Source organism: Halomonas halocynthiae DSM 14573, assembly GCF_000425725.1.
GTDB classification, from domain to species: Bacteria; Pseudomonadota; Gammaproteobacteria; order Pseudomonadales; family Halomonadaceae; genus Halomonas; species Halomonas halocynthiae.
On record NZ_AUDZ01000013.1, the window covers coordinates 156164 to 181001 of the forward strand.

The window sequence follows — 24838 nt, forward strand, 5'->3', positions numbered from 1 at the left end:
TCTCCTTGGCGAATTGCCATTGATTTATCTGTGAGCTGGGCTGGGTGACCCCACTTTCTGCGGCTCATTTTACGCGAATTTATTCTACGACGTCGCTAGAGGGCAGCTCCAACTCTAAACTGGTGCCCGAGTTAAACATATGCGCCAGCATCGAGGCATGAACAAAAGCTGAATATGCCATGCAACAGGACTAACCGTTGGAAAACACTACCTGGCTAGAAAATTAACGCGTTAATTTTTCTGCAGGATCAATGTCTAAATCTTTAATCAGATCATCGGCACTAGACTCATCGGCTCGCCACCAACGGCGGGATATACGCATCGTATATCGACGCCGATATTCCGATGGGGTAACGTCCGTGGCACGCCGAAAAAGGCGCCGAAAAGCACTGGCGTCTTGATAACCACAGTATTCCATGACCTCGGTCAACCCAATGTTAGTCACTTCCAACAACTGCTTCGCTCGCTCAACACGAAGCTGATGCAAATAATCAAGAGGCGTCATTGCCTCAATCTCTTTAAAGTGGCGTAATAAAGTACGTGGACTAACAGCTACTGCTTCAGCGACCCGCTCCAGGCTGTACGGCGCTTGTATATTCTGTAGCAACCAATGCTTGGCTCTGAAGACAACACTATCCCTAGTTTTAATAGAAATATCAGTAGCATGAAGACTAGTGTGCGCAAATTTTAACGGCTGATAAAGTAACCCATTACTAGCAGTTTGTGCCAACTCTTCCCCTGCGAAATGACGAATTAATTCAATCATTAAATCGAACGCGCCAGCGGGTGTGCCAGACGTATATATCGATCCATCGGCAACCACTGGGCCCTCCATAGCCAATTTCACTTTAGGAAAGTGAGATGAAAACCAATTCGCAATCATCCAAGTTACTGTTGCTCGTCGATCATCCAGAACTCCCGCACGGGCCAGCATCACTGCCCCATTGAAGCTAGCGGCAATTACACGACCTTGGGAATGATAGCGTGCAATACAGTTTACCTCGGCACGACATTCATCAAGCACACGATTCATATCTGGCACGCTCTTCATCTGTACGCCTGGCACAAAGAGAGCAGTTTGAGAAGGAGGAAAAGCTTTACGACTCCTGGGGGGTGGCTCCATAGTTGATAACCACGTCGGAATGGGTAACTCATTACCTTTTGCATCAATAAGACGCCAATAAAAAAAAGCGCCCCGCTTATCTGGATTTCGTAGCTGCCAAAGGTTATTAAATAAACGTAAAATATCGATGACGCTAAACAATGTTCCATCCAAACTTTGTGGACCGTGAAGCAAGTCGATACGGACACTCATAATTTTACCTGTCTACATTGGCTTTATTTTTGGCGATATAAACACTAACCTTACGAAATTTTCTCACCTCAAACAACGTCCAAAAAATAGAAAACCATCGGCTTAAACACCAAAATAAATCTAAAAAAACCAAAAAAATATATTTTTTTGGTGAATATTTTATCTTTACGTCTGCTGATTGGCGATATCAGCTCTATTGATGTCGACATCTGCATTACAAAGATAACTATTTAAAAGCTAGACTAAAAAAATAATACAAATATTAAAAAGGTAAAAACCAGTGAAACAGAAGAGCAACAACCTATGGAAAAAAACCGTCAAAAACCCCGTTTTTGCCTGTCTAACCTCTTCTTTTTTTAGTCTAGGGGTAGTAGCACCAGTCACGGCTGGAGAGCTTGTTTTTGGCGACCTTGAATCAGGGCTAGGAGAGGGAATTGAATGGCAAAAAGGAAATACTCGATTAAATGTAAAAGGGGCACTTTCCATAGGGACCATTCGACGTGCAAACAACCCTAGCAAACGCCTAACAAGTCCACAGAATAGCATGAACATTGTTAATGATGGCAACCTTAATTATAGGCGTGGGGATGCCGTCTCAACATCGGCAGACGCCTATTTACAAGCTGACCTAAGCCAAAATAACGTTGGGCTTCTGATTAGCGCAAAAGGCTGGTACGACTATACGCAAAAACATGAAGGTGTTCATCATGGTAGTGTAAATAATAACTATCACTCAGGAGCTCCTCTAAGTGATGATGGGTTTGTCCCTTTGGGGCGCTTTTCCAATGCGGTGATTAACGATGCTTATGTATACGGCGACTTTAAGCCTGCAGGGCATGACCTTCACGTCAGATTAGGCAACCTTTCTATTCCTTGGAAAACACCTACTACCATTCCAGGTGGCCTGCATACCGTCAATGCATTTGACATTGCCTCTATGCGCAGATCCAGCTCAATTGCCGAAGCCCGCACTATTGCCATGCCATCAGTTTATGCTGAATTATCCCTAACTGATAACTTAAAGGTTGATGCTTTTACCCAGTTTGATTTTAATCCTGATGTCCTACCAGGGTGTGGAACTTTTCTATCAACCAGTGATTATGCACAACCCGGCTGCGATAAAATCACCCTTAACGGGAGTGTTCTAAGCGCACTAAAGAGTCAACGAATTCGTACAACTGATGGGCAATCTATCGCCAATCCTCTAGACTATGTTACACGCGGTAAAGATCATCATCCTAATGATAATCAATTTGGAATAGGGCTGCATTATTTATGGGAGGATGTCGGACTTTTTGGATTTTATTACACTAATTATACTAGCAGGAACCCTCTGACTCATGTCACGCGTATTGGTCCTGGAATACTGACACCTGCAGCTGCCAACGTAGGTCAGGCAACACCAACTGGAATTGCGGCTATATATACGCGAGCCTTCCCTACTGATATAGACATGTACGCTGTTAACTTCAAAACTCGGCTTCCCGCTGGCACAGGAATTTATGCCGAATATAGCCTTCGCCCAAACCAGCCCGTGGCTTGGAATGGATCAGACTTTATTACCGGTCTACTAAGCGGTAGTGGCCCTCTAGGCTATCTAGCAAACACACCAACGGGGTATGTTGCACCAGGCTACGACCGCTTTAGTGTTAGCCAATTAAACTTAGGCGCTAGCCATCCTCTCGGAAATATCTTAGGAGGAGAAGCAAAAGTATCGGCAGAAGTTGGAATGAAATATGTGCATGACCTGCCCAGCACCGATGAGCGACGCTATGGAAGGCCCGGCTTTGGTACCGCGGCTCATGATAGCTACGCACCTTGCACTGGTTCTGCCGCAAAATGTGCTGTCAAAGGTTTTGTGACACCATTTTCTTGGGGAACGCGGTTCAAGCTGGCCAGCGAATACACCAGTATCGTACCAGGGCTTAATTTAACTCCATCACTATCATTAGGGTACGATATTAAAGGCTATTCTTATGATAATGTTTTTTCCGAAGGACGATATGGCGCTATTTTTGGTATAGAAGGAGTATTTAATAAAAATTATATTTTTGATGTCAGCTATTTAAAGATAGGTGGCGGAGATTATAACCTCATAGCAGATAGAAGCATGTACCAAGCTAGTATCGGTGTTCGCTTCTAGCACTACTATTAAAGGATACTCAATAAAAGGCCATCTTACTAATGAACCCTATTTCCGATAGACGACGCCCTCTGGTGGTCGCACTGCTAATGATGGTAGTCATTATTACCGTAGTGGAAAAAACTGTTTTTGCATTTGCAGGCCCTCAGATTATAGATGAACTGGCGCTCACTCCTGAGCAGTTCGGTTTAATAAGTAGCGCTTTTTTCTTCCTCTACTCAATTTCTGGCATCGTTGTAGGGTTTCTTGCCAATCATATGCCAAGCCGTTGGATACTGACCGGAATGTCGGTCATTTCCATGTCTGCCCAGTTGCTTGCTGCGGTATCTACCAGCTTTTTCAGCCTTCTTGCCAGCAGAATGCTCTTAGGAATCGGCTGTGGACCAAGTACAGCAGTAACTCAGCATGCCTGCTTCAAATGGTACGTACCTCGCGAACGCGTGTTACCTGCAGCCCTCATTCAGGTAGCCATTATGCTTGGTGCCATTGCTGGCGCTATTGCATTGCCTCCAGTCATTGAGCAGTACGGTTGGCGAACAGGGTACTTTATTATTGCCGCCATCGGACTCATTTGGCTGGTGCTATGGCAACGGTATAGCCTTGAAGGAAAACATGATGATGTAGCCGACCCTAATGGTACAAACACACACGCTTTACCTTATCGCCAACTACTGCTAAACCGTACTTTTTTATGCATCACTTTAGTCGCTTTCTGTAGCTACCTCCCTAACGCACTTCTCTATAGTTGGTTGCCCACTTACCTTCAGAATGGCTTAGGTATGACGCCAATGCAGTCTGGTTATTTAGTGTTAGCCACTACTTTAGGAGTTATTTTAATCAACCTTATTGTATCGAGCTTATCTCAACGCGCCTTGAAGCGCGGTGCCAGTGTGCGTCATGCAATGGTTATTCCGCCACTAGTGGCTTGCCTAATTGCTGCTGCCGCTTATATCACTATGGGCTTTACAGCAACTAACCTAGCCATAACGCTTGGGTTATTTCTCACTGGAAGCATCCTGCTTAACTTACTATCAGCCTTTGGTTATAGCATTGTCGCTTTCATTGTCCCTGCTCAGCAACGTGCCAGTATGCTCGCTATTCATATTGCCCTGCTCACCAGCTCCGGAATGCTTGCCCCACTTGTCGTCGGCCGCGCAATTACCTGGCAGAACGGAAATCTAGCAGCGGGGTTTGAAATGGCCATTGGTTTATTCGGCATCGTACTTCTGGTTTCAACTTTAGCTGGGCTTTTACTGATCGACCCAGAACGCAGTCGCCAAGAGCTTAATGACAAGCCGTCTTCTGCTATCGAATTACCATCTACCAGCCAGGCGTAATCACGTGATACCAGCCTATATCTCTTTATCAGTAGGAACCTCTTGATGGACGTATCCAGCTTCTCACAAAGCTATAAAGTTGCCCGGAAAAATTTCCTTAAGGCTTGCGCCGATGCCAGCCTAAATGTTAAGTCTCACTATCACCCATTACTAGGTAGCGAGGGTGAGAAATTAGCTCTTGATGTAGCACTCTTAGGGCCACCATCAGCGTCTAACTTAATGGTATTAAGCAGTGGCGTTCATGGCGTTGAAGGTTTCTGTGGATCAGCTATTCAAATAGACCATTTGCGTAATAATGAGTGGATAGAACGCTGCCAGAACCAGGATTTAGCTGTACTTTTTTTACATGCAATTAATCCTTATGGGTTTTCTTGGCTACGCCGAGTTAACGAAGATAACGTTGACCTCAACCGTAACTTCATTAACTTCAACCACCCATTACCAGATAACCCCGACTACCGTTCCATCGCATCACTACTACTGCCACAACGCCAACCCCCGACGTTATTCAGTACACTTGGGTTGGCAAGCTATGCCCTACGTCATGGTACTAAAGCGCTACAAACAGCCATTTCCCGGGGCCAGCATAGCCACCCTGATGGGCTGTTTTTTGCAGGCAAAGAGCCTACATGGAGCAACCACCAAGTGCGTCAAATCATCCAGCGCTTGGGAAGACAGTGTCAACGCATTGGCTGGATCGATATTCATACAGGACTTGGTCCTTGTGGTATAGGAGAGCGCATTTATAAAGGACGCAATAATCCAGATGATATTGCACGGGCACGCCACTGGTGGGGAGAAAAAGTAACAACTAATACGGACGGCACGTCTTCATCGACTGTACTTAACGGCACCCTGGATTTAGCTGTGATGGAGGAGTGTTCACAGGCTGAATACAACGGATTGACCTTAGAGTATGGCACAAAACCCGGCCCAACGGTTCTCAAGGCTCTGCGTGCCGACCAATGGTTGCAGAATCACCCCAATACTGACGATGCCCTACGATTAAAAATCAAACGTCAACTACGCGATGCATTCTACATCGATACTAATACGTGGAAACAGCAGGTTTTAGAACAGGCCAGAGAGGTGATAGAACTAACCCAACGCGGCCTTCTCAAAAAAAATCATTAAAAGCATACTCAAAAATAACGTAGATAGCATATCCCCTATCTCGCATACTCAAGAAAAAAGGTATATATGATGAGTGCCTACATCCAAGGTATCAAAGACATACTTATGTCCATCAAAAACCGTCTAGATAGTCATGAGAATGAGATAATAAATATACTTAGCGATGTAGCAAACGGCAAGTTACATATGACTGAAACAATTTCTGCTAAGGAGGCAAAAAATATCCAAGCACTGTCTGGCTGGGTAGCAAACACGAGACCAATAAATGTCCTAGCCATGGCGCAATCACTGTTAGAGCAACCTGGAACAATACGCGGGGACAATATCATTGAGGTTATATATAACGACCCTCGCTTTGCAGCCAACCCACCACCACTTGGTGAAACGATAAGTTCACTCTCTCTCGCTAGACTCACCATATTGTTAGTGAGCTATATTTTCTACGAAGAGTTTCACTACCCTCAGCCTGAAACCGGCATGTATAACATTTCAGGTAACTCTTTCCAAAAACTAAAATGGCTTTACCGTTATTGGTTTAATCAATTAGAAACTGCAGAGAAAAACTCAGAAATAGAGGAAATATTATCATCTCAAACCCTTAACCTTCCATATGATAAAAAAAACAACTCTACTTCATCCGTCTGTATTTCATGTGCCGGTGATTTGCTGGCAGTGGACATACTAACACCAGAGAATACAACGCATTTATTTGATGAAATAAAAGACTTTTACAGCAACGCCGATATTGTTAGCGCTAACTTAGAATCCACCGTCGATGAAAGTAAGGATCTAGGGCGAACTCAAGACTTTGGCAAACCCGCAAAAATGAATACATCAAAAGCTATGTTTCATAAATTCCGTGATGAAGCCAAGATAAACTACTTCAGCACAGCTACCAACCATGCGATGGACTGGGGTGTCAGCGGTGTTGATGAAACACTAGCAATACTAAAAAACTCAGGTGCTGACTATTCCGGAACGACTAAAAGTAACGCTAAAGAAGGGAAAGAACGAGATGGGTTTACCATAATAGAAAAAAATGGCATCAAAATTGCCATGCTAGCGTACACCTTCGACCTAAATGGCTACGAAGAAGATATTCCTGATGAGATGCCTTACCTAGTTAATGTCATCCGTTTTAATGATACCAATCCTAAACCTGATTACTCGCTTATTAAACAACAGGTAGTAGCAGCAAAGGTGAAAGGTGCTGACTGGATTATCGCCTACTGTCACTGGGGATGGGAGTTTGAAATGTACCCTCATAAAAACATCAGGGAAGCCGCTAACAAGGTAGTTAAATGTGGTGTTGATACCATTATTGGCAATCACGCCCATGTCAGCCAGCCAGCAGAGCTTATCCCCAGGAAAAATAAGCAAGATGCACTGGTAGTCTATGCACTCGGAGATTTCGTCAGTTACCACCCGGAAAGCCGCAACTCAAAGCTTGCGTATACCATAAAATTTGATATCAAAAAAAACAGCGATGAAGAGAAAGGCTGCTACTTAGCAAACCTTCAAACCCTACCTATCTACCTTATTAATGCTCAACGTGAAGAAGGAGGCTACGATTGTCGAATCGTTAAATTTGATAACGTTATAAAAAATCCGGATAAGTATAACCTGAGCAAGCTGGAAATAAGCCAACTGCCACATCTGAAAAACAACGTATGGAACGGCATTCTCGCTCCGCTTTCCCGTCTCAGTAGGTATTAGCAGTTAGCTTATATAAAAGGCGGGATCAAATCGCTTCCCACTCACTCACGTTTACTCTGCGGGGTCATTAGGGGGTAGATCCTGCTTTACCTGTCCTACGATGCGCGCATTCATGTCGTTTATCAGCGCTTCACCAAAGTACTCGGCAAAAGCCGGGCTAACCAATGATTGCCAATGACCGTCTTCTCGCACCAGCATCAACACGGCAATATTCTCGCGTATTGCTGCCTCAAGCCCTTCACGTTCCCCCAGTACCGACATAGCAGTCGCCCAAGCATCTGCTTCTGCATTGGCGTCATGGACTATCGTTACCGAAGCCATGCGATGATGAATTGGCTGCCCATCTCGTGGGTCAATGGTATGTGAATAACGCTGGCCGTTTTGTTCAAAATAATTACGATAATCACCTGATGTCGCCACTGAGATATTTTCCAATGGCAATATCTGCTCTGCTGTGGGCTGCCCATTCACCGGCACTTCGACACCAATCCGCCAATGCTCTGATTCAGCGTCACGATACCCTCTGACTTTAATTTCACCGCCCAGGTTAACCAAGTAGTGTTCATAGCCCTGTTCACTAAGATAAGCCGCCACCCGGTCTGTGGCATAACCTTTCGCCACACCAGACAGGTCCACCTGAATATCCTTCAGACGACGCGCCTTAAGCTCGCTGTTATCCAGCTCTAGGTGCTGCATGCCTACCGCATCTAAACGTTCGGCAATTAACGCATTGCTTGGTACTTTTTTAGGCCGAGCCTCGGGACCAAAACTCCATAAATTAACCAGCTTGCCAACGGTGACATCGAAGGCACCATGACTGGCATCGGATACACGCTGCGAAATATCCATCACTTCCATCAGTGGTGCTGAAAGCGTCTGCCATTCCCCCACTGGCACACGATTAAAGCGCGATAACTCAGAGTCTTCTTTCCAAGTCGACATGGAAGCATCAATAGCATCCAGTTCTGCCACAAAACCTTTTTCAAGTTCTTTGGCCTGGCCTTGGGTCAACGCATCTGCCACGGTTACCTGATAGTAGGTACCAAAAATGTCTCCCTGCAGGGTGACAGGTGACTCCAGCGGTCGATCATTTTCTGAGCAGGCAACTAAAAAAAACAGTAATAGCAAGACCACCGGTAAACGAAACAATGCTACCCGTAATGCTTGGCGTTGATGCGACAGCATGACGACCCCCTGGTCGAAGTAAACAGTTGAGGCGTTTCAGAAAAGCTCCGCACGCTTAGCCGTATAGCCAGATCAGCGCTGCGCCCAGCAGCAACCGATAAATGACAAAAGGCTGCATACCAATACGCCGAATAAACACTAAAAAAAAGTGAATACACAGATAGGCACTGATAGCAGAACTTATCACTCCCACAGCCATAGCAGACCAATCTACCGCCACGGCTGAAACAGTTAGCTGATAAATTTGCATGCCGCCAGCCAACACAATGACCGGGATTGATAACAAAAACGAAAAACGGGCCGCCGCCTCCCGATTAAACCCCAGTAATAACGCAGCAGTCATGGTAATACCGGAACGCGACGTGCCAGGAATCAATGCTAACGCCTGAGCCAAACCTATCCACAGGGCATCTTTCCAGTTCATGCTGACTTCACTTCTTTGACCGCGATAGCGCCAGTCGGCATAACCCAGCAGCAAACCAAAAACGATCAGCCCGAACGCCAAGATCAACGGCGAGCGAAGTTGAGTTTCAATAACATCTTGAAACATCAGCCCCATCAAACAGACCGGTAGCGTGGCCACAATCACCCACCATGCCAAGCGTGCATCATCATCTGTGCCTTTACCACGAACGCTACGGCTCCAACTGCAAGTCATAGCAACCAATTCATGCCGAAAATACGCAACCACTGCGCCTAGGCTTCCAAGATGCAGCGCCACGTCAAAGGCCAAGCCTTGGTCGGGCCAGTCGGTAAAAACGGGTATCAGAATCAAATGCGCCGAACTGGAAACCGGCAAGAACTCGGTGAGTCCCTGTACGAAAGCCAGCAGGACAGCGTGTAGCCAGTCCATAGGAATCCTGAAAGTAAGTTAAATGGCTGGGTAAGCCTGTCAGGCGATATCCAGAATCATCACAGCAATGCTGAAGTATATGATGACACCAGTAGCATCAATCAGTGTCGTCACTAGTGGTGCCGAAGCAGTAGCAGGATCCCAACCAAGGCGATCCAATACAAAGGGCAAGCACATACCCAGCAAACTGCCAAATAACACAATACTTACCATACTCAGCGCAATAACCACTGCCAACGCATCTCCAGCACGTAGGTAAGCTATTGGTGATACCGCCAGCGCCATGGTCAGGCCTAAAGCGCCCGCCACCAACAGCTCGCGGCTCAATAGCTTACCCCAGTCTTTCACGCCCACTTCACCGGTAGCCATTCCGCGGACCATCAACGTTGCTGCTTGAGCACCCGCATTACCGCCACTTCCGATCAGCAATGGCAAAAAGAATACTAGTGCCACATGCGCTGCAATCATATCTTCAAAATACGCTAACCCAGCGCCAGAAAACAGATTGCCAAACACCAGCAATACCAGCCAGGTCACACGCTTTTTATACAGGCTAGCCAAAGAAACGCGGCCAATCCCATCATCCAGCGCACCGATAGACATCCCCTTGTGGATATCTTCAGTCGCTTCGATCTCCATGACATCCAGCGCATCATCATGGGTAATAATCCCTACCAGCCGCCCAGCGTCATCCACTACGGGTAAAGCCAACAGGTCATAGCGGGCAACAATACGTGCCACGTCTTCCTGCGGTGTATTGGCATGGGTGTGGATAACATCGCGAATCATTAGCTCATCAACCTGCATGGCGGGGCTTGCCACCATCAGCATGCGCAGCGACATGGTACCTACAAGCTCACCACTCGGATCCACAATATATAACTGATATACCGTCTCCGCATCGGGTGCTGTTTGACGCACCCGCATCATTGCTTGTGATACCGTTATACCAGTGGGAATTGCCACATAACCTGCTGTCATTAAAGCGCCGGCGGTACCTTCATCATAACTGGCCAAACGCTTAACTTCTTCACGCTCCTGGTGAGCCATGCGCCGTAGCAATGCTTCACGCCGCCCTTCATCAAGGGCTTTATAGAGATCTGCCCGTTCGTCAGAGCCCATTTCTTCCAGCAGTGCCAGCAGCCCTTCATCTTCCATGCCGCCAATCAACGCCAGCTGCTCTTCGTTATGCATATGACCAAGCACACTGGCTCGCCGATCAAGTGGCAAACGCGCCAGCAACGAACGTGAGTAAGGCACAGCGTCGTTATCGACGAGAGAAGCCAGTATCTCGGCAATATCAGCAGCACGAAGCTCTTTCAGATTTTGCTCAAGAGTCGCCTGATCGTTCTGCTCCAGCGCCTCAAGCAATTCCTTCATATGATGATTCAGGTTTTCATCGAGTAGCATGCAATGCCCTCCAATGTTGGCATCATAACCTGCTGATAATAGAAAAACGCCCCCTAGCAATTTTTTGCTAGAGGGCGCCTTTTCTCATACGGTCAGACATACAGTCAGGCCCGATTAGCCTCGACTGTCACCCGACTTGCGGCGCAACTGTTGAATAGTCCGCAACCGTGCTACTGCTTCGGACAACTCGGCAGCAGCACGCGTATAGTCCAGCTCCGCGGACTTGTCGTTCATCATCTGCAGTGCGTGCTGACGCGCTTCTTCGGCAGCTGCCTGGTCCAGGTCTTCAGCCTGAACCGCAGTAGATGCCAGTACAGTGACTACACGAGGCTGTACTTCCAGAAACCCGCCAGTAACGTAGAAGTGAGATTCCTCACCACCTTCATGCACGACACGCACCGGACCAGGTGCCAACTCAGTCAGTAGTGGCGTGTGGCCAGGCAGGATCCCAAGATCCCCCATGACGCCTGTAGCCACCACTTCTGCGGCATCTCCTGAATAGATCGACGCCTCGGCGCTGACGATCTCGCATCTGAAGCTTTTCGTCATGATGACGTCTCCCAAGTGGAGGGATTACTTCATTTGGTTGGCTTTTTCGACAGCTTCGTCGATAGTGCCGACCATGTAGAAGGCCTGTTCCGGCATGTCGTCGTATTCGCCGTCGAGAATGCCTTGGAAACCACGGATGGTTTCTTTCAGAGACACGTACTTGCCGGGCGAGCCGGTAAATACCTCGGCCACGAAGAACGGCTGTGACAAGAAGCGCTGAATCTTACGCGCCCGTGCAACAGATAGCTTGTCTTCATCAGACAGCTCATCCATGCCCAGAATCGCGATAATATCTTTGAGCTCCTTGTAACGTTGCAGTACACCCTGCACGCCACGCGCTGTATCGTAATGTTCCTGACCAATGACCAGTGGATCCAGCTGACGTGAAGTGGAGTCCAGCGGATCGATCGCCGGATAGATACCTAGCTCAGCAATCGAACGCGCCAATACCACGGTAGCGTCCAGGTGCGAGAAGGTGGTCGCTGGCGACGGATCAGTCAAGTCATCCGCAGGTACGTAAACGGCCTGGATGGAGGTAATCGAGCCATCCTTAGTGGAGGTGATACGTTCCTGCAGGACACCCATTTCTTCAGCCAGTGTTGGCTGGTAACCCACCGCAGAAGGCATACGACCCAGCAGAGCCGATACTTCAGTACCCGCCAGGGTATAACGGTAAATGTTATCAACGAACAGCAGTACGTCACGCCCTTCATCACGGAACTTCTCAGCGATCGTCAGGCCGGTCAGTGCGACCCGCAGACGGTTACCGGGAGGCTCGTTCATCTGGCCGTAAACCAAGGCAACTTTGTCGAGAACGTTGGACTCTTCCATCTCGTGATAGAAGTCGTTACCTTCACGAGTACGCTCACCCACACCGGCAAAGACCGAATAACCACTGTGCTCAGTAGCGATGTTACGGATAAGCTCCATCATGTTGACGGTCTTACCTACACCAGCACCACCAAACAGACCCACTTTACCGCCTTTAGCAAACGGGCAAACCAGATCGATAACCTTGATACCAGTTTCCAGCAACTCGTTGCTGCTTGCCTGATCCGCATAGCCAGGAGCTTTGCGGTGGATCGGCATGCGTTCTTTCTCACCGATCGGGCCAGCTTCATCAATCGGCTCACCGAGCACGTTCATGATGCGACCCAGGGTTTCTTCACCCACGGGAACAGAAATAGCACTACCTGTGTTGGCGCTTTCCATACCGCGCTTGAGCCCTTCTGTAGAGCCCATGGCGATAGTTCGCACCACACCGTCACCCAGCTGCTGCTGGACTTCAAGAACTGTCTCGGCACCCGAGACCGTCAGCGCGTCGTAGACCTTGGGCACATTGTCCCGCGGAAACTCTACGTCAATCACCGCACCGATGATTTGTACGATACGTCCGCTCATCTTGGTTCCTCTCTAAAACCTGCAAATGAAACCTGCTTGCCGGGAAGGCATTGCCCTCCCCCGGCGCTATACGGCGGCGGCGCCACCAACGATCTCGGAAATTTCCTGGGTAATGGCCGCTTGGCGAGCCTTGTTATACACCAGTTCCAGATCCTCGATCAGATCGCCGGCGTTGTCTGTCGCGCTCTTCATCGCGATCATCCGCGCGGCCTGCTCACACGCCACATTTTCGACGACCGCCTGATAGACCTGTGCCTCAACAAAACGCACGATCAGACTATCTAACAGCGCCTTGGCATCCGGTTCATACAGGTAGTCCCAGCCTCCGGGAGCCGTCTTTTCTTCTTCGTCTTTCGCAGACACACCCATGTCCGCCGCCAACGGGAGAAGCTGATTAACCATCGGCTTCTGGGTCATGGTATTGACGAATTCATTGAACACGACATAGAGCCGGTCGAGCCTACCTTCGTCATAAGCATCCAGCATGACCTTCACACTGCCGATCAAGTCAGTTGTTGATGGTTCTTCGCCCATACCTGAACGAGCAGCAACCAACGCACCACCATACTTGCGAAAGAATGCCGTTGCCTTGGAGCCAAGCGCACAGAATTCTAGCTCTGCACCCTGTTCCTGCCATTGTTTGGCTTGCTGAAGGACAGCCTTGAACAGATTAACGTTCAGGCCACCACACAAACCGCGGTCGCTGGAGACCACAATGAAACCCACCCGCTTGACCTCGCGTTCCAACATCCAAGGATGCCGGTATTCGGGGTTGGCGTCGGCCACATGGCCTGCCACCTTACGGATTTGTTTGGCGTAGGGCTGACTGGCTCGCATCCGCTCCTGCGCCTTGCGCATCTTCGACGCAGCGACCATTTCCATGGCACTGGTGATCTTCTGCGTGTTCTTGATGCTGCCTATCTGAGTGCGTATCTCTTTTGCAGCTGCCATAGCGATCTACCCCTGTTCGTGGCTACACAAAGCATCCAGCTCGCCCCCTTAAGGGCGAGCCATCAGAATTACCAGCTCTGCGTTGCCTTGAACTTGTCGAGACCGGCTTTGAGGCCATTTTTGATCTCGTCGTTGTAGTCGCCGGACTCATTGATGCTGTCAAGCAGCTGAGAATGCTCGGCCTTCATGTAATCATGCAGGGAGCGTTCGAAGTCCAGCACCTTATTAACCTCGATGTCGTCAAGGTAGCCTTCGTTAGCAGCAAACAGAGAAACTGCCATGTCAGCAACCGACATCGGCGCATACTGGCTCTGCTTCATCAGTTCGGTAACACGCTGACCGTGCTCTAGCTGCTTACGAGTCGCTTCATCCAGGTCAGAGGCGAACTGGGCAAAAGCCGCCAGTTCACGATACTGAGCCAGGGCAAGACGCACGCTGCCACCCAGCTTCTTGACGATCTTGGTCTGCGCTGCACCACCAACACGAGACACCGACAGACCGGCGTTAATAGCCGGACGGATACCTGAGTTGAACAGATCAGCTTCAAGGAAAATCTGACCATCAGTGATCGAGATTACGTTGGTCGGTACGAATGCCGACACATCGCCACCTTGAGTTTCGATGATCGGCAGCGCCGTCAACGAGCCCGTTTTGCCTTTCACTTCACCGTTGGTGAACTTCTCGACATAGTCGGCGTTCACGCGAGCGGCGCGCTCAAGCAAGCGGGAGTGGAGATAGAAAACGTCACCAGGATAGGCTTCACGACCTGGCGGACGACGCAGCAGCAGAGATACCTGGCGATAAGCCACAGCCTGCTTAGACAGATCATCATAGACAATCAGTGCGTCTTGGCCGCGATCACGGAAGTACTCACCCATGGTGCAACCAGAGTAAGGTGCCAAGAACTGCATCGGAGCCGGATCAGCAGCGCCAGCGGCAACGATAATCGTGTGCTCCATAGCGCCATGCTCTTCGAGCTTGCGCACTACGTTAGCGATGGTCGACTGCTTCTGACCGATAGCCACGTAGACACAGGTCACGCCTGAGCCTTTCTGGTTGATGATGGCGTCGATAGCGATTGCTGACTTACCAATCTGGCGATCACCAATGATCAGCTCACGCTGACCACGGCCAACCGGCACCATGGCGTCAATTGATTTAAAGCCAGTCTGGATCGGCTCATCAACCGATTGACGGGTGATAACACCAGGAGCGACTTTTTCTACCGCGTCAGTCAGCTTGGCATTAATGTCACCTTTACCATCAATGGGATTTCCCAGTGCATCGACCACACGGCCGCACAGCTCAGGACCCACCGGCACTTCAAGGATGCGTCCCGTACACTGGGCCGTCATACCTTCCTGCAGTTGCAGGTAGTCGCCAAGCACAACAACACCAACGCTGTCGCGCTCAAGGTTCAGCGTCATGCCATAGATGCCGCCGGGGAACTCGATCATCTCACCGAACATTGCGTCGGCAAGACCGTGGATCTGCACAATACCGTCAGACACGCTGACGATGGTGCCCTGATTACGGGCTTCAGATGCGACATCCAGCTTTTCAATACGCTGTTTGATGATGTCGCTAATCTCGGAAGGATTCAGTTGCTGCATGCCATGTCCCTCAGACTCAGGCGGAAAGGGCTTCCTGGAGGCGATTCAATCGACCACGTACCGAACCGTCAATAACGGTGTCACCGGCACGTAGGATCACGCCTCCCAGAAGATCGGAATCCACCTGAGTGGTAATGGAGATTTCACGGTTCAGACGCTTGGCCAACGCGCTGGCAAGTTTCTTTTGCTGCGCATCTTTGAGCGGATAAGCGGAAACGATTGTTACATCCATACGCTTTTCCTGCTCGGCCCTAAGCGTCTCGAACTGCTCAAGAATATCGGGCAGTGCCGCCAAGCGCCCCTGACGGGAAACCTGGCGCAAGAAGTTACCCACCTGCTCGTTAATGCTGTCACCACAAAGGTCAATCAGCATTTCTGCCTTATCGGCGTTGGAGAGGCGCGGATGCTTCAGCACTTTAGCGCGCACATCGTCATTACTGACGACCTGCGATGCCTGAGTCAGCATGCTGGACCAATCCGCCAACGCATCCTGTTCCAAGGCAAACTCAAATGCTGCTTTAGCATAAGGACGCGCGACGGTAGACAGTTCCGCCATGGGTTATCTCCTAAAGCTCGTTGGCCAGGTCGTTGACGAGTTTGGTGTGTTGCTTCTCGTCGATGGCAGAACCCAGCACCTGCTCGGCACCTTGAATAGCCAGCCGTGATACTTGCTCACGCAGACTATCCTTGGCGCGATTGATCTCTTGATCAATCTCAGCTTTGGCATTGGCGACAATACGTTCGCCTTCTTGGCGCGCCTGCTCTCGAGCTTCCTCGATCATCTGTGCTGAGCGCTTATTGGCTTGCTCCAGAATCTCAGAAGCCTGCTGCTTACTTTCGCTGAGCAATTCACTGGCCTGAGCTTCAGCCAGCTCCAGATCACGTGACGCGCGAGACGCAGCGTCGAGGCCTTCGGCAATCTTACGCTGACGTTCATGAAGCGCGTTGCTGATCGGCGGCCATACATACTTTATGCAGAACCAGACAAAGATTGCGAAAGCAATCGTCTGTCCGATGAGCGTCATGTTGATATTCACAAGGACGTACCTCTGACAGTTTCGTGGCTACCGGAAGAGGCAAACCGAGTGACAATCACTCGGTATGCACAGCGAATTAACCGGCGACGACGAAAATCAGGTACATCGCGATACCCACACCGATCATCGGAACGGCATCCAGCAGACCAGCCATCAGGAAGGTTCTGGTCAGCAGCTGATCACCCATTTCTGGCTGACGTGCTGTCGTTTCCAGTAGCTTGCCGCCCAGCAGGGCGAAGCCGATACCGGTACCCAGTGCGCCCAGGCCGATCATGAGGGAAGCAGCGATGTAGACGAGTTCCATGGTAGTGCTCCTGTCGATTTACATTAATGTTTCAAGGGTTTATCGGATGTTACGCGATTCAGTGCTGTTCGTGTGCTGAGTTCAGGTAAACCACCGCCAGCACCATGAAGATATACGCCTGCAAGGTAATAATCAGAATATGGAAGATTGCCCAAGGTACGTTCAACGTCCAGGAAACCCAGAACGGTAACAAAGCAATCAGGATAAAGATCACCTCACCGGCGAACATGTTGCCGAACAAACGCAGGCCGAGACTAACAGGTTTAACCAGCAGGCCAATGATTTCCATCACCAGGTTGAACGGGATCAACGACCAGTGATTAAAGGGTGTAAAGGACAATTCCTTAGCAAAACCACCAGGGCCTTTAACCTTAATGCTGTAATAAAGAATCAGAATAAATACGCCCAACGCCATACCAAGAGTACCGTTGGGGTCCGTGGTGGGTACGATTTTCATGTAGTCGACACCCAGCTTGGCAAACAGCATCGGGCCGATATCCACCGGAACCAGCTTGAGCAGGTTCATCAGGAAAATCCACACGAATAGCGTTAAAGCCATTGGGCCAACCAACGAATTCTTGTGGCTGAAGGTTCCGCGCACCGTATTTTCCACAAATTCGAAAACCATTTCGATAGCGCATTGTAGCTTACCCGGCACGCCGGTCGTCGCTACTTTGCCAACCTTGCGGAACAGCCAGATAAACAGCACACCCATGGCAATCGACCAACCCATGGTGTCGAGGTGAATAGCCCAGAACCCCATTTCTTTTGCTTCAACTGCTGTCTTGGCAATGGACCAGCCATTATCAGGATGCAGCCCGAAGGTCAGGTTCTGAAGGTGGTGCTGGATATACTCCGTTGTCGTCAGGTTACTGCCTGCCATGAGCTGCCTCAAAGTCAATTGGGTGTACGGTGCATACTCAGCAATGGCGCTAACCAGTATGCGCACAACGTCACCACATAAGCGCCAAAGAATAAAGCATGGTTTGAGAGAGGCACTGCAGCAAATACCAGCGCGAACAATGCCACCGTCAAACTAAACTTGCCTGCTTCAGCACGATAAAAACCACTAACTGCTTTTCTGGCGTTACGGCCACCTTCTAGGTGAAGTACCTGCCAAGAAAAATACAGGTTAGGTAATACAGCAACTGCACAACCCAATACAGCCGCTTTAGCGTCAGCCAAACCACCCAGTAAAAAACCAACGCCAGCCATTATCGCAAGGGTCATCAGCTGTATTAACAAAATACGACGGACTGTTGGTCGCCTGATCCTTCTGGCCATGCCATTGTCCTTACGCTGATCGGCCTTACGATGGCTCGATACTTCCGAGCGTCACTCCACTGCGCATTGAATCCACGAGTTGGACGCGATTATAGGGAAGCGCTGGACTAGCTTCAACCGCCCAACACCCGAAACACGTTGATTTTGACTAGTATTAGACTAAACATCGAGATAATTTGATTCAGCGAATGTGCTCAATGATGCCATCCAGCTCTTCAAGACTCGTATAACGAATAGTCAGGCGGCCTTTACCACCGCGTCCATGTTGAATATTGACCGGCGCACCCAGGATGTCTGCCAGCTGATTTTCCACCCGAGTGATATCCGGCGACGTCGGTGGTTGATCAACTTTTTTGGCGTCGCTTTTATTCAGCTGTTTAACCAAGGCTTCCGTGGCACGCACTGTTAGGTCTTTATTGATCACTTCATGAGCCGCTTTTCGTTGCTTCGCGGGTGATAAGCCTAGTAACGCTCGTGCATGCCCCATGTCCAGATCGCCACGTTCAAGCAATACCTGAACCTCAGGCTCCAGATGCAGCAAACGCAATAGGTTAGCAACCTGTGTACGTGAACGACCCACAGCATCGGCAGCTTGCTGCTGCGTCAACTCAAATTCATCAATCAGGCGTTTAATCGCCATCGCTTCTTCAATCGCATTAAGGTTTTCACGCTGAATGTTTTCTATCAGTGCGAGAGCCAACGCAACTTCATCGGTAACATCACGAATCACCGCTGGGATGACGTCCAGCTCGGCTAACTGAGCAGCTCGCCAGCGACGCTCACCAGCAATTATCTCGTAACGTTGCTCACCAACCGCACGCACAACAATGGGCTGCATGACACCTTGAGCACGAATAGAGTCAGCCAACTCTTCCAGTGCTTCAGGCTGAATCTCGCGACGTGGTTGATAACGACCTCTGCTTAGCTGCCCTAGTGGCAGCCGTTCAAGCCGTTCATCTGCCGAGCTAGTGGCTTCATCAAGCAGTGTATCGGTTGCAACCACCTCAGGCAGGTCAAGGCTTTCACGGCGCTTGGCTCCTGCACCAATCAAGGCATCCAAACCACGACCCAGGGCACGTTTATGCGTCATCGACTTTCCTCAATCACAAACAGCAATAGTGGTGCATATACTCAGAGCGAGAGCCGCCGGATCAGTTCCTTGGCCAATACTCGGTGTGCTTGACTGCCTCGCGATAAGCGCGCGTACTTAGTGACTGGCAGACCATGGCTGGGTGCTTCAGCAACGCGGACGTTACGCGGAATCGTGGCTTTCAGCAGGGTCTCACCAAAATAATCACGTAATTGCTTGCTAACATCTTTGGTTAGACTATTTCGGCCATCATACATGGTGCGCAAAATACCAAAGATTTCGATATCAGGATTTACGCTGGTTTTGATCTGCTCAATGGTGTCGAGGAGTGCAGAGAGCCCTTCCATAGCATAGAACTCGCACTGTAACGGGATCAGTACACCATTGGCGGCCGTCAACCCATTGACGGTCAGCAGGCTCAGCGACGGCGGGCAATCAATCAGAACCACGTCATAATCACTGCTGACTGTTTCCAGTGCGTTAATCAAACAACGTTCACGCCCTTGCTTGATATCCAGCAATTCCACTTCAGCCGCAGTTAAATCGCCATTACTTGGCAGCAGGTCATAACCTGCCTTGGGGCAGTTTATAATGGCGTCGCTGATCTGGTGTTGGCCAAGAATCACATCAAGAACGCTGGCTTCCAACTCATGCTTGTCGACACCGCTACCCATGGTGGCATGCCCCTGAGGGTCAAGGTCCACGATAAGTACTTTGCGATCCAGAGCAGCCAGACTCGCTGCTAGGTTGACGGTAGTAGTGGTCTTACCTACACCGCCTTTCTGGTTGGTCAAAGCAATGATCTTGGTCACAACAACGTCCTTGCGGGTGCGGATACCTCGGCGAATAACTCGACGCAGGCTCCGGTGAATTTAATGTTGCTCAAGTACAACCAACCAGCGGTGTCCCTCTTCAAAAGGAACTATCAGTCGATGGCGGTCAACAACGCGTACATCAGCAGCCAATCCTTCCAGTTCATCGTCTACTGCGGGGCCTTTCATGGCTAGCCACTGACCGTCTTTTGCAAGCCATGCCTGACTCAGTGAAATAAAGTCGGGCAAGCTGGCAAAGGCACGTGAAATCACTTGATCAAATTGGCCATCCAGCGTTTTCTGGCCTTCCACTCTAGCTTGTACTGGCGTTACGTTGGTTAATCCTAGCTCCATGACAGCCTGACGCTGAAAACGCACCTTTTTGCCGTTGCTGTCAATCAGTGTGACATTTAGCAATGGGTTTAAAATCGCCAATACTAGCCCTGGCAGCCCTGGGCCAGACCCCACATCAAGTACGCTAGGGCCAGTGACAAAAGGAGCAACTGCTGCACTATCGAGTAAATGACGGCTGACCATGGTCAGCGGGTCACGTACCGCGGTGAGATTATAGGCACGATTCCACTTGTGCAACAGGTTCACCAAGCCCAACAGTTTGTCACGCTGCTGATCATCCAGTGCTAAGCCAAGTTGTGCAACGCCTTGATCAAGCCGTTTCTCAATTCCCTTGTTATCACTGTTCATTAATTAACCATTTGCTGTTTATCACCCAATTGACGGCGTTTTTTGAGATACACCAGTAACAGCGAGACTGCAGCAGGGGTCATACCGGGAATACGTGTCGCATGAGCTAGTGTCTCAGGGCGTGATTCATTGAGCTTCTGACGAATCTCATTAGATAAACCCTCCACCCCGCTGTAATCTAAATCGGCAGGTAATGGTGTCGCTTCATGGCGCTTGAGTTTATCAATCTCATCCTGCTGGCGTTCAATGTAGCCTTGATACTTGGCTTGAATTTGTACTTGCTCAGCAACCGTCGGGTCATTCACTGGTTCACCGTTGAGGTGTGCCACGCTAGCGTAATCAAGTTCTGGGCGACGCAGAAGATCTATCAGGTTGTACTCTCGTGTCAGCGGTTTAGGTAGTCGCGTTTCAAGCGCTTTTGCCGCTTCACTACCCGGTTGAATCCACGTGCTTTTAAGGCGCTGGCTTTCACTAGCTACCGCATCACGCTTACGGGAAAAACTGTTCCAACGTGTGTCATCAACCAATCCGAGCTCGCGCCCTGTTTCGGTCAGTCGCATATCGGCGTTATCTTCGCGCAATAATAATCGGTATTCCGCACGTGAAGTAAACATACGATAAGGCTCACGGGTGCCTAGGGTAATCAGATCATCAATTAATACACCAAGATAGGCTTCGTCACGCCGCGGCCACCATGCCTCAAGGCCTTGGGCACGCCGAGAGGCATTTAATCCAGCGAGTAGCCCTTGAGCTCCCGCTTCTTCATAACCTGTTGTGCCGTTAATCTGCCCAGCAAAATATAGATTATGCAAGCAGCGCGTTTCTAACGAGTGTTTGAGATCGCGCGGGTCAAAATAATCATACTCAATGGCGTAGCCAGGTCGTGTGATATGAGCATTTTCCAAACCACGGATAGAGCGAACGACTTGCAGCTGCACATCAAAAGGAAGTGAGGTGGAAATACCATTGGGGTACAGCTCGTGGGTGTTGAGACCTTCGGGTTCAAGAAATATCTGATGACTGTCTTTATCAGCAAAACGATGAACCTTGTCTTCGATCGATGGGCAGTAACGTGGCCCAACGCCCTCAATAACCCCACTAAACATAGGTGAGCGGTCAAGATTATCACGAATCAGCTGATGACTATGGGCATTGGTATGCGTGATATGGCAGCTGACTTGACGTGGGTGCATCTGTTGGCTACCCATGTACGACATTACTGGCGTTGGCGTATCACCAGGTTGTTCGTCAAGTTGTGAAAAATCTACTGACTTGGCATCAATACGTGGAGGCGTGCCAGTTTTTAATCGATCAACCCGTAAAGGCATTGCACGTAATCGTTTTGCCAGTGCATTGGAGGGCGGATCACCAGCACGACCAGCATGAGAGGTATCTAACCCTATGTGGATAACACCACCAAGGAAAGTCCCTGTGCATAACACAACCGCATGGGCATGAAAGCGAATACCTGTTTCGGTGACAACTCCGGTCACCCTGTCTTGATCAACTATCAGGTCGCCAGCAGCTTGTTGAAAAATCGTTAAATTCTGTTGGTTTTCCAAGGTATTACGGATAGCAGCTTTATACAGTGCACGATCAGCCTGGGCCCGGGTCGCACGCACTGCTGGCCCTTTACGCGCATTGAGTACACGAAACTGAATACCACCCGCATCGGTAGCCAGCCCCATAGCACCACCAAGTGCATCAATTTCTTTGACCAAATGGGTTTTGCCAATGCCACCAATAGCGGGATTACAGGACATTTGCCCGAGTGTTTCGATGTTGTGTGTCAGTAACAGTGTCTGACTACCAGCTCGGGCGGCAGCTAAAGCTGCCTCTGTACCTGCATGACCACCACCAATGACGATGACGTCGAAGCGGTCGGGATAATCCAAGAAACACCTCGTTTGGCATCAAAGCCAATGCCTAGGAAAAATGAAATTTAGCTCGGCAGTATAACTGCTCCTGTGGGTAAACGTCAGGGTTTTCCACACAGGGCGACTCATGCTGTTAGCCTGTGTTTTTGATTACAATATAAAAATAAATATATAAATAAGAAGTTCTATTGATGTTGTAATTATTAGACATGCAAAAATCTGTTGAAAACTCAATATATTTCTTCTATATCAAAAAGATAGCTTGTTGTTTTATAGGTTTGAAAGGTGCTTGAATCTTGCGCGTAGCTTGTGTGGTGGCTGTGGGTAAAAAAGAAGGTTATGCACAGCGATGACTGTCCCGCAGTTGCCCACAGAGCTTGAGATGCTTTTTCCTTACACCTGTGAACAATTAGCTCGTCCGTTCGTAAAATAGCTAGAGCAGGCGGTCTGCCTGACGTGAGCTGAGTTCATTCGGTCATCATAAAAAATATTATCCACAGGCATAAAAAAGCCCTGTCGTAACCGACAGGGCTCAATATGGTGCGTGAACAACCAGAAAATTAGTGCGTCAGTACTCGAGCAAGAAAGCTTTGTGTGCGTTCATTCTGAGGGTTATCGAACACGTCTTCTGGTGTGCCTTGTTCAACAATTTCGCCTTTGTGGATGTAGATCACACGATCGGCAACCTCACGGGCAAAGTTCATTTCATGGGTTACAATCACCATGGTCATCCCCTCGCGGGCTAACTCACGCATAGCATCGAGCACTTCACCAATCATTTCAGGATCAAGTGCTGACGTGGGCTCATCAAACAACATGAGCCTAGGTTCCATTGCTAAAGCTCTGGCTAGTGCCACACGTTGCTGCTGGCCGCCTGACAACTGGGTTGGGTACTTGTCGGATTGATCAGCAATTCCCACTCGTTCGAGTAAGCGGTTGGCTGTTTGGGTCGCTTCGGCACGGGGAGTATTGCGCACTTTCATCGGTGACAGGGTAACGTTGTCCAGTACGCTGAGGTGAGGGAAGAGATTGAATTGTTGGAATACCATGCCAACTTCAGTACGAATTTGTTGTAGGGCTCGATTGGCTTTTCCATCAGGGGAAAGACTGTTTCCGTCTACAGTAAGCTGCCCTTTCTGAAACTCTTCTAGCCCATTGATGCAGCGAATCATGGTGGACTTACCTGATCCGCTGGCACCAATAATCACAACGACTTCACCAGGAGTCACTTCAAGATCAACATCTTTCAGAACATGCAGTTTGCCGAAGTGTTTGTTGAGCTTCTGCATGGATACGATAGGTGTAGCGTTAGTATCAACCGAGGATCTGCTTAGTGTGGTGTCTTTATTCATTGTCCAACTAGCCCTTTGCGTTCAAGCATGCGTAGTGCGATTGAGAGTGTCAGAGTAATGATCAGGTACATGATGGCAACCATCATATACACCTCGAGTGCATTGAACGTTGTTGCAATATAGATCTGTCCCTGACGTACCAGCTCACCAACGCCTATCACGGCAAAAAGAGAGGTATCTTTGATGCTGATGATGCCTTGATTTCCTAAGGCTGGAATCATGCGGCGAAACGCTTGAGGCCAGATGACATAGCGAAAGGTTTGCACTCGTGATAGGCCAAGAGAAAGTCCTGCTTCGCGCTGGCCACGCTCAATGGATTGAACGCCACCTCGTACAATTTCTGAGATATAGGCACCTGAGTTAACAGCAATGGCTGCAATACCCGCGGTGACAGCATCAATAGGGCCGCCGAGAAGCTGAGGTAGCCCATAGAAAATAAAAAGAACCTGCACCAGTACGGGGGTGCCGCGGAAAACCTCAATATAGGTGATAGCGGGCCAGCGTAGCCATTGCATAGGACTGATACGTAGCAGGCCGAAGAAAATACCCAGCAAGAAACCGATAGCCAGGCCACCAAAGGAAATTAGTAGCGTATAAGGCACCCCTTTCAGCAGATAAGGGATTGAATCAAAGGCAGCTTGCCAGTTGAAATGGAAAGTGATGTCCACAATTGGAGCTCCGCGGGCACAGGGTTAACAAGAAAACGGCACGCTATCCCTGAGTTCGAGCATCAGGAATACCGTGCCGCTACAACAGAGTGGTAGCTGAATCAG

23 protein-coding genes are annotated in these 24838 nt (G+C 49.3%); 4 read left to right on the forward strand and 19 right to left on the reverse strand.

Features of this window, described 5'->3' with window-relative positions; all coding sequences use genetic code 11:
* Positions 1-223 precede the first annotated feature (223 nt).
* Positions 224-1315 (reverse strand): GlxA family transcriptional regulator, encoded by a 1092-nt coding sequence (locus H616_RS0100750; protein ID WP_027965645.1) that lies wholly within the window; start codon positions 1313-1315, stop codon positions 224-226.
* 280 nt (positions 1316-1595) lie between these two features.
* Here H616_RS0100750 and H616_RS13905 point away from each other — a divergent pair, with 280 nt between their 5' ends.
* The 4 genes from H616_RS13905 to H616_RS0100770 all read left to right on the forward strand — a co-directional run bounded on the left by H616_RS13905 (position 1596) and on the right by H616_RS0100770 (position 7645).
* Entirely contained in the window at positions 1596-3458 is a 1863-nt protein-coding gene (locus tag H616_RS13905; RefSeq protein WP_051233861.1) for a DUF1302 domain-containing protein, read from the forward strand.
* 89 nt (positions 3459-3547) lie between these two features.
* Positions 3548-4795: an MFS transporter gene (locus H616_RS0100760; RefSeq protein WP_205619049.1), complete on the forward strand. Its 1248-nt coding sequence runs from the start codon at positions 3548-3550 to the stop codon at positions 4793-4795.
* Between the two features lie 45 nt (positions 4796-4840).
* Complete coding sequence (locus tag H616_RS0100765; RefSeq protein ID WP_027965647.1) at positions 4841-5929, forward strand: M14 family metallopeptidase; 1089 nt, start codon at positions 4841-4843, stop codon at positions 5927-5929.
* Between the two features lie 69 nt (positions 5930-5998).
* Positions 5999-7645: a CapA family protein gene (locus tag H616_RS0100770; RefSeq protein WP_027965648.1), complete on the forward strand. Its 1647-nt coding sequence runs from the start codon at positions 5999-6001 to the stop codon at positions 7643-7645.
* Positions 7646-7696: 51 nt separating this feature from the next.
* Here H616_RS0100770 and H616_RS13910 read toward each other — a convergent pair whose 3' ends face one another.
* The 18 genes from H616_RS13910 to H616_RS0100860 form a co-directional block, all read right to left on the reverse strand.
* Complete coding sequence (locus H616_RS13910) at positions 7697-8830, reverse strand: FAD:protein FMN transferase (protein ID WP_051233863.1); 1134 nt, start codon at positions 8828-8830, stop codon at positions 7697-7699.
* Positions 8831-8885: 55 nt separating this feature from the next.
* Positions 8886-9683: an undecaprenyl-diphosphate phosphatase gene (locus tag H616_RS0100780; RefSeq protein ID WP_027965649.1), complete on the reverse strand. Its 798-nt coding sequence runs from the start codon at positions 9681-9683 to the stop codon at positions 8886-8888.
* Positions 9684-9722: 39 nt separating this feature from the next.
* Positions 9723-11093 carry a magnesium transporter gene (gene mgtE, locus H616_RS0100785; protein ID WP_027965650.1) on the reverse strand — a complete coding sequence of 457 codons (1371 nt, stop codon included), beginning with the start codon at positions 11091-11093 and terminating at the stop codon, positions 9723-9725.
* 114 nt (positions 11094-11207) lie between these two features.
* Complete coding sequence (locus H616_RS0100790; RefSeq protein WP_027965651.1) at positions 11208-11642, reverse strand: F0F1 ATP synthase subunit epsilon; 435 nt, start codon at positions 11640-11642, stop codon at positions 11208-11210.
* A 24-nt stretch (positions 11643-11666) separates the two neighbouring features.
* On the reverse strand, positions 11667-13043 hold the full coding sequence (gene atpD, locus H616_RS0100795) for a F0F1 ATP synthase subunit beta (RefSeq protein ID WP_027965652.1): 1377 nt from the start codon (positions 13041-13043) through the stop codon (positions 11667-11669).
* Positions 13044-13109: 66 nt separating this feature from the next.
* Positions 13110-13994 (reverse strand): F0F1 ATP synthase subunit gamma, encoded by an 885-nt coding sequence (gene atpG, locus H616_RS0100800; RefSeq protein ID WP_027965653.1) that lies wholly within the window; start codon positions 13992-13994, stop codon positions 13110-13112.
* 68 nt (positions 13995-14062) lie between these two features.
* On the reverse strand, positions 14063-15607 hold the full coding sequence (atpA, locus tag H616_RS0100805) for a F0F1 ATP synthase subunit alpha (protein WP_027965654.1): 1545 nt from the start codon (positions 15605-15607) through the stop codon (positions 14063-14065).
* Positions 15608-15623: 16 nt separating this feature from the next.
* Complete coding sequence (locus tag H616_RS0100810; RefSeq protein WP_027965655.1) at positions 15624-16163, reverse strand: F0F1 ATP synthase subunit delta; 540 nt, start codon at positions 16161-16163, stop codon at positions 15624-15626.
* A gap of 10 nt (positions 16164-16173) precedes the next feature.
* Positions 16174-16644, reverse strand: a complete 471-nt coding sequence (locus tag H616_RS0100815; RefSeq protein WP_027965656.1) for a F0F1 ATP synthase subunit B — start codon at positions 16642-16644, stop codon at positions 16174-16176.
* A 76-nt stretch (positions 16645-16720) separates the two neighbouring features.
* Positions 16721-16948 carry a F0F1 ATP synthase subunit C gene (gene atpE / locus H616_RS0100820; RefSeq protein WP_027965657.1) on the reverse strand — a complete coding sequence of 76 codons (228 nt, stop codon included), beginning with the start codon at positions 16946-16948 and terminating at the stop codon, positions 16721-16723.
* Between the two features lie 58 nt (positions 16949-17006).
* Positions 17007-17831 carry a F0F1 ATP synthase subunit A gene (atpB, locus tag H616_RS0100825; RefSeq protein WP_027965658.1) on the reverse strand — a complete coding sequence of 275 codons (825 nt, stop codon included), beginning with the start codon at positions 17829-17831 and terminating at the stop codon, positions 17007-17009.
* Between the two features lie 14 nt (positions 17832-17845).
* Complete coding sequence (locus tag H616_RS0100830; protein ID WP_027965659.1) at positions 17846-18232, reverse strand: ATP synthase subunit I; 387 nt, start codon at positions 18230-18232, stop codon at positions 17846-17848.
* 181 nt (positions 18233-18413) lie between these two features.
* On the reverse strand, positions 18414-19322 hold the full coding sequence (locus H616_RS0100835) for a ParB/RepB/Spo0J family partition protein (protein ID WP_027965660.1): 909 nt from the start codon (positions 19320-19322) through the stop codon (positions 18414-18416).
* Positions 19323-19363: 41 nt separating this feature from the next.
* Positions 19364-20134 carry a ParA family protein gene (locus tag H616_RS0100840; RefSeq protein WP_027965661.1) on the reverse strand — a complete coding sequence of 257 codons (771 nt, stop codon included), beginning with the start codon at positions 20132-20134 and terminating at the stop codon, positions 19364-19366.
* A 60-nt stretch (positions 20135-20194) separates the two neighbouring features.
* Complete coding sequence (rsmG, locus tag H616_RS0100845) at positions 20195-20836, reverse strand: 16S rRNA (guanine(527)-N(7))-methyltransferase RsmG (protein WP_027965662.1); 642 nt, start codon at positions 20834-20836, stop codon at positions 20195-20197.
* Positions 20836-22731: a tRNA uridine-5-carboxymethylaminomethyl(34) synthesis enzyme MnmG gene (gene mnmG, locus H616_RS0100850; RefSeq protein ID WP_027965663.1), complete on the reverse strand. Its 1896-nt coding sequence runs from the start codon at positions 22729-22731 to the stop codon at positions 20836-20838. Before mnmG ends, rsmG begins: the two co-directional genes overlap by 1 nt.
* Positions 22732-23273: 542 nt before the next feature.
* Positions 23274-24065 (reverse strand): amino acid ABC transporter ATP-binding protein, encoded by a 792-nt coding sequence (locus tag H616_RS0100855; RefSeq protein WP_035572233.1) that lies wholly within the window; start codon positions 24063-24065, stop codon positions 23274-23276.
* Positions 24062-24733, reverse strand: coding sequence for an amino acid ABC transporter permease (locus H616_RS0100860; RefSeq protein ID WP_027965665.1), 672 nt, complete (start codon positions 24731-24733; stop codon positions 24062-24064). Before H616_RS0100860 ends, H616_RS0100855 begins: the two co-directional genes overlap by 4 nt.
* Positions 24734-24838 lie beyond the last annotated feature (105 nt).

Excerpts from the sequence above, each read along its gene's own strand:
- H616_RS0100750 (WP_027965645.1), bottom strand. The coding sequence starts at position 1,315 with ATGAGTGTCCGTATCGACTTGCTTCACGGTCCACAAAGTTTGGATGGA.
- H616_RS0100765 (WP_027965647.1), top strand. The coding sequence starts at position 4,841 with ATGGACGTATCCAGCTTCTCACAAAGCTATAAAGTTGCCCGGAAAAAT.
- mgtE (WP_027965650.1), bottom strand. The coding sequence starts at position 11,093 with ATGCTACTCGATGAAAACCTGAATCATCATATGAAGGAATTGCTTGAG.
- H616_RS0100835 (WP_027965660.1), bottom strand. The coding sequence starts at position 19,322 with ATGACGCATAAACGTGCCCTGGGTCGTGGTTTGGATGCCTTGATTGGT.
- H616_RS0100810 (WP_027965655.1), bottom strand. The coding sequence starts at position 16,163 with ATGGCGGAACTGTCTACCGTCGCGCGTCCTTATGCTAAAGCAGCATTT.
- atpA (WP_027965654.1), bottom strand. The coding sequence starts at position 15,607 with ATGCAGCAACTGAATCCTTCCGAGATTAGCGACATCATCAAACAGCGT.
- H616_RS0100780 (WP_027965649.1), bottom strand. The coding sequence starts at position 9,683 with ATGGACTGGCTACACGCTGTCCTGCTGGCTTTCGTACAGGGACTCACC.
- atpE (WP_027965657.1), bottom strand. The coding sequence starts at position 16,948 with ATGGAACTCGTCTACATCGCTGCTTCCCTCATGATCGGCCTGGGCGCA.
- rsmG (WP_027965662.1), bottom strand. The coding sequence starts at position 20,836 with ATGAACAGTGATAACAAGGGAATTGAGAAACGGCTTGATCAAGGCGTT.
- H616_RS0100855 (WP_035572233.1), bottom strand. The coding sequence starts at position 24,065 with ATGAATAAAGACACCACACTAAGCAGATCCTCGGTTGATACTAACGCT.
- atpB (WP_027965658.1), bottom strand. The coding sequence starts at position 17,831 with ATGGCAGGCAGTAACCTGACGACAACGGAGTATATCCAGCACCACCTT.
- H616_RS0100770 (WP_027965648.1), top strand. The coding sequence starts at position 5,999 with ATGAGTGCCTACATCCAAGGTATCAAAGACATACTTATGTCCATCAAA.
- H616_RS0100790 (WP_027965651.1), bottom strand. The coding sequence starts at position 11,642 with ATGACGAAAAGCTTCAGATGCGAGATCGTCAGCGCCGAGGCGTCGATC.
- atpG (WP_027965653.1), bottom strand. The coding sequence starts at position 13,994 with ATGGCAGCTGCAAAAGAGATACGCACTCAGATAGGCAGCATCAAGAAC.
- H616_RS13910 (WP_051233863.1), bottom strand. The coding sequence starts at position 8,830 with ATGCTGTCGCATCAACGCCAAGCATTACGGGTAGCATTGTTTCGTTTA.
- atpD (WP_027965652.1), bottom strand. The coding sequence starts at position 13,043 with ATGAGCGGACGTATCGTACAAATCATCGGTGCGGTGATTGACGTAGAG.
- H616_RS0100830 (WP_027965659.1), bottom strand. The coding sequence starts at position 18,232 with ATGGCCAGAAGGATCAGGCGACCAACAGTCCGTCGTATTTTGTTAATA.
- H616_RS0100760 (WP_205619049.1), top strand. The coding sequence starts at position 3,548 with ATGATGGTAGTCATTATTACCGTAGTGGAAAAAACTGTTTTTGCATTT.